The following is a 9,562-nucleotide window of genomic DNA, read 5'->3' on the forward strand; positions in this document are numbered from 1 at the left end:
CACCGCCCAGCCGCAGCCTGGCAGCAAGCGCGACTGAGGAGGCCGCACGTGCGCCACGCCCCCGCCCTCGCCGTCCTGGCCGTCCTTGCCGCACCGCTGGTCCTGCCGGCCGCGCTGGCGCAAAGCTATCCGACCGGCTACGGCCCCAATCCCGCGCTGCCGGAACCGGACCGCTCGCTGATCCCCACCGTCAAGGTGGCGCCGGTCGAGGCCTGGCAGGGCCAGGACCGGCCGCGCGCCGCGCCCGGCTTCAGCGTCACCGCCTATGCGCGCGGGCTCGACCACCCGCGCTGGCTGTACACGCTGCCCAACGGCGACGTGCTGGTGGCCGAGACCAACGCCCCGCCCAAGCCGGACGACAGCAAGGGCATCAAGGGCGCGATCATGAAGCACGAAATGAAGAAGGCCGGCGCGGGCGGCGAGTCGGCCAACCGCATCACGCTGCTGCGCGGGCTGGACCGGCATGGCGCGGCGCAAAGCCGCAGCGTGTACATCGAGGGACTGAACTCGCCGTTCGGCATGGCGCTGGTCGGCCAGCAGCTGTACGTGGCCGACACCGACGCCATCCTGCGCTTCCCCTACCAGGAAGGCGCGAACGCGATCGGCACGCCCGGCGTGAAGGTGATGGACCTGCCGGCCGGCACCATCAACCACCACTGGACCAAGAACCTCATCGCCAGCCCGGACGGGCGCTACCTGTACGTCACGGTCGGCTCCAACAGCAACGCCGGCGAGAACGGCCTGGACGCGGAAACCGGCCGCGCCGCCATCTGGCAGCTGGAGCTGGCCACCAGCAAGTCGCGCCTGTACGCGACCGGCCTGCGCAACGCCAACGGCATGGGGTGGGAACCGCAGACCCACGCGCTGTGGACCACGGTCAACGAACGCGATGAACTGGGTAACGACCTGGTGCCCGACTACATGACCTCGGTGAAGGAAGGCGGCTTCTACGGCTGGCCGTACAGCTACTACGGCCAGCATGTCGATCCGCGCGTGTCGCCGCAAAAGCCCGAGCTGGTGGCGACCGCGCTGGCGCCGGACTACGCGCTGGGCAGCCACACGGCCTCGCTGGGGCTGGCGTTCTACGACGGCGCGCTGTTCCCCAAGGCTTATCATGGCGGCGTGTTCATCGGCCAGCACGGCTCGTGGAACCGCAAGCCGTTCAGCGGCTACAAGGTGGTGTTCGTGCCGTTCGCCGGCGGCAGGCCGTCCGGGCCGCCGCAGGACTTCCTGTTCGGCTTCCTCGACAACGCCGGCAAGGCGCACGGCCGCCCGGTCGGCGTGGCGGTCGACAAGCAAGGGGCGCTGCTGGTGGCGGACGACGTCGGCAACATCGTGTGGCGCGTGGCGCCGTCGGCCAAAACGGCGGGTCAATAACGGGGCAGCGGCAAAACGCATAGAATGCTGGTTTATCCGTTTCCACGAAAGACCACCATGCGTATCCTGCACACCATGCTGCGAGTCGGCGACCTCCAGCGCTCGATCGATTTCTACACCAAGGTGCTCGGCATGAAACTGCTGCGCACCAGCGACAATCCCGAGTACCAATACACGCTGGCCTTCCTCGGCTACGGCGCCAATCCGGAGCACGCCGAACTGGAGCTGACCTACAACTACGGCCAGACCAGCTATGACCTGGGCACGGCCTACGGCCACATCGCCATCTCGGCCGACGACATCGTCAGCGCCTGCAACGCGGTCAAGGCCAACGGCGGCGCGGTCACGCGCGAGCCGGGCCCGGTCAAGGGCGGCTCGACGGTGATCGCCTTCGTCACCGATCCGGACGGCTACAAGATCGAACTGATCGAACGCAGTTTCGACGGCCAGGGCGCGGGGCTTTAACCCTGGACCGCGCTGGCCGGCTTGCGGGCGCCGGCGGTGTGCAGGAAGACGAGCACGCCGGCCGCGCCGATCGCGCCGCCATCTCGTCCACGCGATAGCGCAAAAAAAAACGCCGGCGCATCGCCGGCGTCTGTGCGTCAAGCTCGGCGCGGCTTAGTGCGCCAGCAGGGCGTTGATCGGCGCCAGGTCGTCTTCCTTCAGCGAACCGGCGGCCGACTTCAGGCGCAAGCCGTTCATGATGGTGTCGTAACGGGCCTTGGCCAGGTCCTTCTGGGTCGAGTACAGCAGCTTCTGGGCATTCAGCACGTCGATGTTGATGCGCACGCCGACTTGGTAGCCCAGCTTGTTCGAATCAAGCGAGGACTTGCTCGACACCTCGGCCGCTTCCAGCGCCTTGACCTGCGCCAGGCCGCTGTTCATGCCCAGGTAGGCCGAACGGGCGTTCTGCGAGGCGGCGCGCTTGGTCGCTTCCAGGTCGTTGCGGGCCTTGTCTTCCAGCGCGATGGTCTCGCGCACCTTGCTGGTGACGGCGAAGCCGCTGAAGATCGGCACGTTCCAGGTGACGCCGATGGCGTTATTGTTGGAGCGCTGCAGACCGGTGGTGGTCTGGTGCGTGGTGCTGGCGATCAGGTTGGCGGTCGGCAGGTGGCCGGCGCGGTTGCGCTCGATCTCGCGCTTGGCGATCTCCACGTTCAGCTTGGCGGCCACGACGGCGTAGTTCTGGTTCTCGGCCGAGCTGACCCACGGCTCCACCGCGGCCGGCGACGGCGCGCTGATGGTCACGCCGGTGCGCAGCGGCGCCAGTTCGCCCGGCGCCTGGCCGATGATCACCTGCAGCGCGGTGCGCTTGTTGTCCAGGTCGTTGATGGCGGCGAACTCCTGCGCCACCACCAGGTCGTACGCGGCCTGCGCCTCGTGCGTGTCGGTGATGGTCTGGGTGCCGACCTCGAAGTTGCGCTTGGCCGACGCCAGCTGTTCGGTGGTGGCCACTTTCTGCGCCTGGGTCGAGGTCAGGTTGTCCTGCGCGGTCAGCACGTCGAAATAGGCTTGCGCCACGCGCGTGATCAGGTCCTGCTGGGCCTGGGCGAAGGTGGCTTCGGCGGTGGCCTGCGCCAGCTTGCTCTGCTGGTAGGTCTGCCAGTTGGCCCAGTTGAACAGCGGCTGGCTCAGTTGCACGGTGTAGGAGTTGCTGTGGCTGTCGCTATCGGTCTTGGGCAGCGGGACGCCGCCCAGGTAGCCGGTGTTGTCGCCGCTGTTGCGTGTGTTGCTGCCGCTGGCCGCGATGTTCGGCAGCAGGCCGGAGCGCCCCTGGGTGATCCGTTCCTGGCCCGCGGTCAGCGACGAGCGGGCGCTGGCATAGGTGGCGTCATTGGCCAGCGCTTGCTGATATACCTGGATCAGGTCGGCCGCCTGTGCGTTGAGCGTCAAGAAGGCGCTGGTGATCAGCACGGCGATAAGGGGTCTCTGCATTGCATTCTCCGTTGGAGTCATCAAAAAAGTTGATCAAATCAAAAACACACTACCCTGGCGCCGCGCCCTTCTTCAGCGTCGCGACACTCAATACTTGGCCATCGTGCTGTCGACTTGCAGCGCCCAGGCGTGGATGCCGCCGGTCAGGTTGATCATCTTGCCGAAGCCGTTACGCTCCAGGAAGGCGGCCACCTGCAGGCTGCGCGCGCCGTGATGGCAGATGCAGACGATGGCCGCATCCTCATCCAGGTCGTCGATGCGCGCCGGTATGGTGTTCATCGGGATCTGCACCGAACCGTCGATACGGCAGGTGTCGAATTCCCAGTTCTCGCGCACGTCCAGCAACATCGGGCTGGGCCGTGCATCGTCCGCCAGCCAGTCGGCCAGTTCCAGAGCGGTGATCTGCTGCATGGCCGGTCCGCTTAAAACTTGAACTGCGACGGCTGCACGGCCGAGGCCAGCGGCTGGACGTCGGTTTCAAACAGCGTGCGCGTGTCGTAGCCGGCTTCGCCGGTGCGGGTGATCAGCTGCGCCTTCATCGCCGGCGATTGGCCGATGATGGCCGCCAGACGGCCGCCCACTTTCAATTGTTGCAACAATGCTTCCGGCAGCACCGGCAGCGAACCGGTCACCACGATGACGTCCCACGGCGCGCCCTTGCTCCAGCCATGGGCGCCGTTGCCCAGTTCCACCGTCACGTTGGTGACGCCGTTGTCGGCCAAGTTCTTTTCCGCCAGCGCCTTGAGCTCGGGCGACACTTCCACCGCCGTCACATGGCGGCCCTTGTGGGCCAGCAGCGCGGCCAGGTAGCCGGAGCCGGCGCCGATTTCCAGCACGCTCTCATGCTTCTTGACGTTGACGTCCTGCAGCAGGCGCGCTTCCACCTTCGGATTGAGCATGGCGACGCCGCCCGGCAGCGGGATTTCCGTGTCGGCAAACGCCAGCGCCTTGTGGGCGGCCGGCACGAAATTCTCACGTTTGACCACCAGCAGCAGGTCCAGCACACTCGTGTCGAGGACGTCCCAAGGGCGGATTTGCTGTTCGATCATGTTGAAGCGGGCTTGTTCGATATTCATCTTATGACTCGGGTCGGGATTAAATAATCCGTCATTTTATCGTTGAACTGGCATCGAGGCACATATTAACGATATGACGGCGGGTTCGCGGGAAATTGCGACAGTCTGCAGTTTAAGGGGGTTGAACCTACCAAATTGGCAAGTTTGACGCAGGACACGGGGCGGACGGCTCACGGCGCGGGCACTTCCAGGCCGCGCAGGGTGACGTCAATCAGCGTGTTCATGAAGGCGCCCGGGTCGATCGGCGGCATCTCGCAGGTGGGCATGAAGGAGTGGGTCCACATCATCAGCATCAGCACCGGCGCCACCAGCACCGGCGTCATCACGGCCGGGTCGACCGGGCGGAACTCGCCGCGCGCGATGCCGCGCACCAGCACGCTGGCGATCAGGGCGTTGCCGCGGGCGACCACGTCATTGTTATAGAACTGCGCCAGCTCGGGGAAATTATTGCCTTCGGCAAGCATCAGCTTGGTGATGCCGGCCAGGTGGGTGGCGCAGATCTGGTGCCACCACTTCATCAGGATGGCGCGCAGCAGCTCCGCGCTGGGGCCGTCGAAGCCGGCCGCCTCCTGCTCGGCCGCGCCGATGGCGTGCACGATGTTCTCGCGCACCACGGCCTTGAACAATTCTTCCTTGTTGGCGAAATACAGGTACAGCGTGCCCTTGGACACGCCGGCGCGCTTGGCCACGTCCTCCAGGCGCGTGCCGGCATAGCCGCGCTCGACGAACTGGTCCAGCGCCGCCGCCAGCAATTCCTGCGGCCGCGCATCCTTGCGCCGCTCCCAGCGTGGCTTGGTATCTTGAGGGGCTTGCATGGGCGTACTCAATTTAACTTACTTATAAGTCATTAATATAAGCGCAAGCCTCCCCGGCGTCAAGAATGAATGGCTATTACTGGCCCAGGTCAGGTTGTCCCCACAGGACCGCGCCCGCCGCGAACGTCACCCGGCGCCGCCGCAAACGGCGCGCCCTGCCAGTTAATAGCCACTGGTTATACATTGCGTGGAAAATATTATAGGAAGCTTCGCCCGCCTAATATAGGTTTAACGACTGGCGCCCCCTGCGGCAATAAGTCAGCGCAATTCTCACCAATATCCACATAATCTCGCTTTTGAATTTTCCATTAATTAATCGGTAATCCAATTGTCACAAAAAATCACGCGATACCGCACTGTAGCCTGCGCCCGTCCTCGCTACCGGCGCCGAAGGGTTTCCAGACCAATTGTGAACTGCAAGCCATGCAATATGAATCCATATGAATGTATCAAACGCGCCACAATATAAAAAATTGGTAACTTTGGTTGCTCACGGAAGTACACTACGGGCAGATACTTACTCTTCATCATCATTAATAGACCACCTTTAACCGGCCAAGCTGAATTAATGTGCTCCCATCAAAAAAACCTGTCTGGTAAAACTCCCGCATTCAAGGCTCTGCCGCTGGCAGCCGCCGCCATGCTGATCCTCAGCGGTTGTTCGACTCTCAATGTCGAGACCGCGAAACTGACTCAATCGGAAGTGCGCTCGGCATTACAGGAAGACAAGACCGCCCTGACGCGCGACGTCGAACCGCTGGCCGGCCCGCTGACGCTGGACGGCGCCATCGCCCGCGCCATCAAATACAACGCCGAGCGCCGCTACAAGGCCATGGAGGAAGCCGTTGCCATGGGCACCTTCGAGGCTGGCCAGTTCGACATGCTGCCCAAGCTGATCGCCTCGGCGGGCTACCGCGACCGCAACAACGACCTGATCACCCGCAGCACCGACTCGGTGACCGGCGAGCCGTCGCTGGCCCACCCCTACATCTCGTCCAGCCGCCAGGTGCTCAGCACCGACGTCAGCATTTCATGGAGCCTGCTGGACTTCGGCCAGAGCTATTACGCCGCGCGCCAGAACGCCGACCGCGTGCTGATCGCCGGCGAACGCCGCCGCAAGGCGCTGCACACGCTGATCCTGGACGTGCGCACCGCCTACTGGCGCGTGGTGGCCGCGCAAAAGCTGGTGCCGCTGCTGCGCAGCACCATCGCCGAATCCGAAACCGCGCTCAAGGACGCGCGCGCGGCCGAGAACGACCGCATCCGCTCGCCGCTGGAACCGCTGCGCTACCAGCGCCAGCTGCTGGAAAACCTGCGCCTGCTGGAGACCATCGAACAGGAACTGTCGACCGCGCGCGTCGAGCTGGCCACGCTGACGGCGCTGCCGCTGACCGCCGGCTACACGGTGGTCGAGCCGGCCGGCGAGGTGGGCACCGCCTGGCTGGACCAGCCGGTCGACAAGATGGAGGAAGTGGCGCTGATGCGCAATCCCGACCTGCGCGAGGGCCTCTACAACGCCCGCATCGCGCAGCAGGAAACCCGGCGCGCCATGCTCAAGCTGTTCCCCGGCCTGTCGTTCAACTATGGCGTCAAGCACAGCAACGACGACTACCTGATCCACCAGAACTGGAACGAGACCGGCGCGCAGATTTCGTTCAACCTGCTGGGCGTGCTGTCGGCGCCGGCGCAGATGCGCCTGGCCGACGCCGGCGTCACCCTGGCCAGCCAGCGCCGCATGGCGGTGCAGATGGCCGTGCTCAGCCAGGTCCACATCGCCCGCCTGCAGTACGCCAACACCGCGCGCCAGTACGAGCGCGCCGACGCCATCGCCCAGGTCGACGGCCGCATCGCCCAGCATGTCGCCAACCAGGCCGAGGTGCAGAAGCAGTCGGCGCTGGACCGCATTTCGCAGCAAAGCACGGCGGTGCTGTCGCAGCTGCGCCGCTACCAGGCGCGCTCGAACGCCGAAGCGGCCGCCTCGCGCCTGCAGGCCACGCTGGGCATGGAGCCGGCCATCAACGGCTCGTCCAGCATGTCGCTGGCCGAGCTGACGGCCGCCGTCGCGCAATCGCTGCAGACCTGGAACCAGGGCCGCTTGCCGTCGCTTGAGGACCGTCCATGACCGTGGTGCCGTCCAGGTGGCGCCGCGTGTTGCTGGCCGCCGCCGTCCTGCCCGTCCTGGCCACCGCCCACGCCGCCACGGCGCCGGCGGCCGCCACGCTGGAGACGCGCGAGATCCGCGCCCAGCTGTCGCCGCGCCGCTACACCACGCTGGCCGCCGAGATCGGCGCGAAGATCAACCGGCTGCCGCTGACCGAGGGCGCGGCCTTCAAGCAGGGCCAGTTGCTGGTGCAGTTCGACTGCGTGCTGCAGCAGGCCCAGCTGGCCAAGGCCGAGGCCGCGCTGATGGCGGCCGACACCAACTGGAAAGGCAACCAGAAGCTCGCGAAGCTGAACTCGGTCGGCCAGGTCGAGCTCGACGTCTCCAGGGCGGAAACGCTCAAGGCCCAGGCCGAGGTCGCGGCCAACCGCGCGCTGCTGGGCAAGTGCCAGATCAACGCGCCGTTTGCCGGCCGCATCGCCGAGCAGAAGGCGCGCGAGCAGCAATACGTGCAGCCCGGCCAGGCGCTGATGGAAATTCTCGACGACAGCACGCTGGAACTGGAATTCATCATTCCATCGCGTTGGCTGAGCTGGGTGCGCAACGGCGCGCCCTTCCAGGTCAGCATCGATGAAACCGGCAAGACCTACCCGGCCAAGGTGCAGCGCATCGGCGCCCGCGTCGATCCGGTCAGCCAGTCGGTCAAGTTGACGGCCGTCATCGACGGCCGCTTCGGCGAGCTGGTGGCCGGCATGAGCGGCAAGGTGCTGATGGCGCCGCCGGCCAAATGACGCAGCAGGCACCCGTTTTTTCGACCACGCTAAAACAAGGGGAATCCATGAAGCCACGTATCCACCGCATCGCCATGGCCGCCATCGTCGCGGCGGGCAGCTGGAGCAGCGCCAGCCACGCCTGCTCGACCGAAGACTACCTGTCGACCATCTGCGTGCTGGCCGCGCCCAGCAACAACTGGCGCAACTACACGCCGGCCGACGGCCGCCTGATGTCGATCTCGCAAAACTCCGCGCTGTACGCGCTGATCGGCACCACCTACGGCGGCGACGGCCAGAGCACCTTCGGCCTGCCCGACCTGCGCGGCCGCTTCCTGCTCGGCGCCGGCAACAGCCCGTCCAGCGGCAACTTCGTCGTCGGCCAGACGGGCGGCACCACCGCCACCATGCTGACCATCAACAACCTGCCGGCCCACCTGCACTCGCTGGCCGTGCCGCTGACGCTGACCGGCCTGACCGGCAACGCCAACCTGGGCGCCGTCACCGGCGGCACCAGCAGCGTCTCGCTGGCCGGCGTGACCTACACCGCCGACGCCACGCAGCTGCGGATCCAGGCGGTCAACGCCGCCGCCGGCACCGCCAGCCCGAGCGGCGCCTACCTGGCCGAATCGGCCGGCCCGGCCAACCGCGTGTACACCTCCGGCTCGCCGCCGACCGTGGCCATGGCGGCCGGCGCGATCACCGGCGCCGTCACCGTCAAGGCCAGCGGCACCGGCACCGTCACCCTGGCCGGCACCGCGCCCGTCACCGTGGGCGGCACCACCACCGCCAGCGGCAACACCGGCATCACCGGCACTTCCCAGCCGGTCAGCATCATGCCGCCGTACATCGCCATGTATTACATGATCGCCACGGTCGGCATTTTCCCGAGCCGCAATTAATCAACCGTCGTACTGCGCGGCCGCCACCGGCGGCCGCGGTTGGAAGCAAGATGTTGTACACACGAATACTCCGCTTTCTGGCGCTGCTGGCGCCCTTGCTGCTGATGGCGGCCGGCGCCCGCGCCGAACGCCCCCGGGACTACGCCGGGGAACTGCGCCCGGCCTACGCGCTGCTGGACCGGGGCGACTACGCCGGCGCCTACCCGCGGTTCCAGCGCCACAGCGCCCGCAATCCGCTGGCGCAATTCATGCTCGGCCTGTTCAACCAGAACGGCTGGGGCCGGCCTGTGGACGCCGACGCCGCCTGCGCCTGGTTCGCCAAGGCCGCGCTGCAACAGATCCCCACCGCCCAGCACCTGCACGGCGATTGCCTGATGCGCCAGCCCGACGCGCCCGGCAACGCCGCCGCCGCGCTGGCGTCCTACCTGGACGCGGCCAGGGGCAGCCACTATATTTCGCTGTGCTCGGCCGCCGAGCTGCTGATACGCGGCAAGGGCGTGCCGCGCGACGTGCCGCGCGGGCTGGCGCTGTGCGCGCAGGCCGCCCAGTCCAACGCGCCGCCGGCGATGCTGCGCATGGGCCAGTA

9 protein-coding genes and 1 pseudogene are annotated in these 9,562 nt (G+C 66.4%); 6 read left to right on the plus strand and 4 right to left on the minus strand.

The window, feature by feature from the left end; translation table 11 throughout:
- Nucleotides 1-75 precede the first annotated feature (75 nt).
- A complete protein-coding gene (locus GTP90_RS33395; protein WP_161087561.1) occupies nt 76-1,377 on the plus strand; it encodes a PQQ-dependent sugar dehydrogenase in 1,302 nt (433 codons plus the stop codon).
- Nucleotides 1,378-1,434: 57 nt separating this feature from the next.
- Entirely contained in the window at nt 1,435-1,842 is a 408-nt protein-coding gene (gene gloA / locus GTP90_RS33400) for a lactoylglutathione lyase (protein ID WP_161087553.1), read from the plus strand.
- Between the two features lie 153 nt (nt 1,843-1,995).
- Here the strand turns inward: gloA and GTP90_RS33405 are convergent, their stop codons facing one another.
- The 4 genes from GTP90_RS33405 to GTP90_RS33420 all read right to left on the minus strand — a co-directional run bounded on the left by GTP90_RS33405 (nt 1,996) and on the right by GTP90_RS33420 (nt 5,203).
- On the minus strand, nt 1,996-3,312 hold the full coding sequence (locus GTP90_RS33405; protein ID WP_161087554.1) for a TolC family outer membrane protein: 1,317 nt from the start codon (nt 3,310-3,312) through the stop codon (nt 1,996-1,998).
- Nucleotides 3,313-3,399: 87 nt separating this feature from the next.
- Nucleotides 3,400-3,723 carry a rhodanese-like domain-containing protein gene (locus GTP90_RS33410; protein WP_161087555.1) on the minus strand — a complete coding sequence of 108 codons (324 nt, stop codon included), beginning with the start codon at nt 3,721-3,723 and terminating at the stop codon, nt 3,400-3,402.
- Nucleotides 3,724-3,734: 11 nt separating this feature from the next.
- Nucleotides 3,735-4,388: a protein-L-isoaspartate O-methyltransferase family protein gene (locus GTP90_RS33415; RefSeq protein WP_161087556.1), complete on the minus strand. Its 654-nt coding sequence runs from the start codon at nt 4,386-4,388 to the stop codon at nt 3,735-3,737.
- 170 nt (nt 4,389-4,558) lie between these two features.
- On the minus strand, nt 4,559-5,203 hold the full coding sequence (locus tag GTP90_RS33420) for a TetR/AcrR family transcriptional regulator (RefSeq protein ID WP_161087557.1): 645 nt from the start codon (nt 5,201-5,203) through the stop codon (nt 4,559-4,561).
- A 640-nt stretch (nt 5,204-5,843) separates the two neighbouring features.
- Here GTP90_RS33420 and GTP90_RS33425 point away from each other — a divergent pair.
- The 4 genes and pseudogenes from GTP90_RS33425 to GTP90_RS33440 form a co-directional block, all read left to right on the plus strand.
- Entirely contained in the window at nt 5,844-7,325 is a 1,482-nt protein-coding gene (locus GTP90_RS33425; RefSeq protein ID WP_161087558.1) for a TolC family protein, read from the plus strand.
- Nucleotides 7,322-8,095, plus strand: coding sequence for an efflux RND transporter periplasmic adaptor subunit (locus GTP90_RS33430; RefSeq protein ID WP_161087559.1), 774 nt, complete (start codon nt 7,322-7,324; stop codon nt 8,093-8,095). The genes GTP90_RS33425 and GTP90_RS33430 overlap by 4 nt, the downstream gene beginning before the upstream one ends.
- Before the next feature lie 47 nt (nt 8,096-8,142).
- Entirely contained in the window at nt 8,143-8,976 is an 834-nt protein-coding gene (locus GTP90_RS37190; protein WP_161087560.1) for a phage tail protein, read from the plus strand.
- 50 nt (nt 8,977-9,026) lie between these two features.
- Nucleotides 9,027-9,562: pseudogene (locus GTP90_RS33440) on the plus strand (SEL1-like repeat protein); the annotation flags it as partial.

Source organism: Duganella vulcania (genome assembly GCF_009857655.1).
GTDB lineage: Bacteria > Pseudomonadota > Gammaproteobacteria > Burkholderiales > Burkholderiaceae_D > Rugamonas > Rugamonas vulcania.

Excerpts from the sequence above, each read along its gene's own strand:
- gloA (WP_161087553.1), top strand. The coding sequence starts at position 1,435 with ATGCGTATCCTGCACACCATGCTGCGAGTCGGCGACCTCCAGCGCTCG.
- GTP90_RS33405 (WP_161087554.1), bottom strand. The coding sequence starts at position 3,312 with ATGCAGAGACCCCTTATCGCCGTGCTGATCACCAGCGCCTTCTTGACG.
- GTP90_RS33410 (WP_161087555.1), bottom strand. The coding sequence starts at position 3,723 with ATGCAGCAGATCACCGCTCTGGAACTGGCCGACTGGCTGGCGGACGAT.
- GTP90_RS33415 (WP_161087556.1), bottom strand. The coding sequence starts at position 4,388 with ATGAATATCGAACAAGCCCGCTTCAACATGATCGAACAGCAAATCCGC.
- GTP90_RS33420 (WP_161087557.1), bottom strand. The coding sequence starts at position 5,203 with ATGCAAGCCCCTCAAGATACCAAGCCACGCTGGGAGCGGCGCAAGGAT.
- GTP90_RS33425 (WP_161087558.1), top strand. The coding sequence starts at position 5,844 with ATGCTGATCCTCAGCGGTTGTTCGACTCTCAATGTCGAGACCGCGAAA.
- GTP90_RS33430 (WP_161087559.1), top strand. The coding sequence starts at position 7,322 with ATGACCGTGGTGCCGTCCAGGTGGCGCCGCGTGTTGCTGGCCGCCGCC.
- GTP90_RS37190 (WP_161087560.1), top strand. The coding sequence starts at position 8,143 with ATGAAGCCACGTATCCACCGCATCGCCATGGCCGCCATCGTCGCGGCG.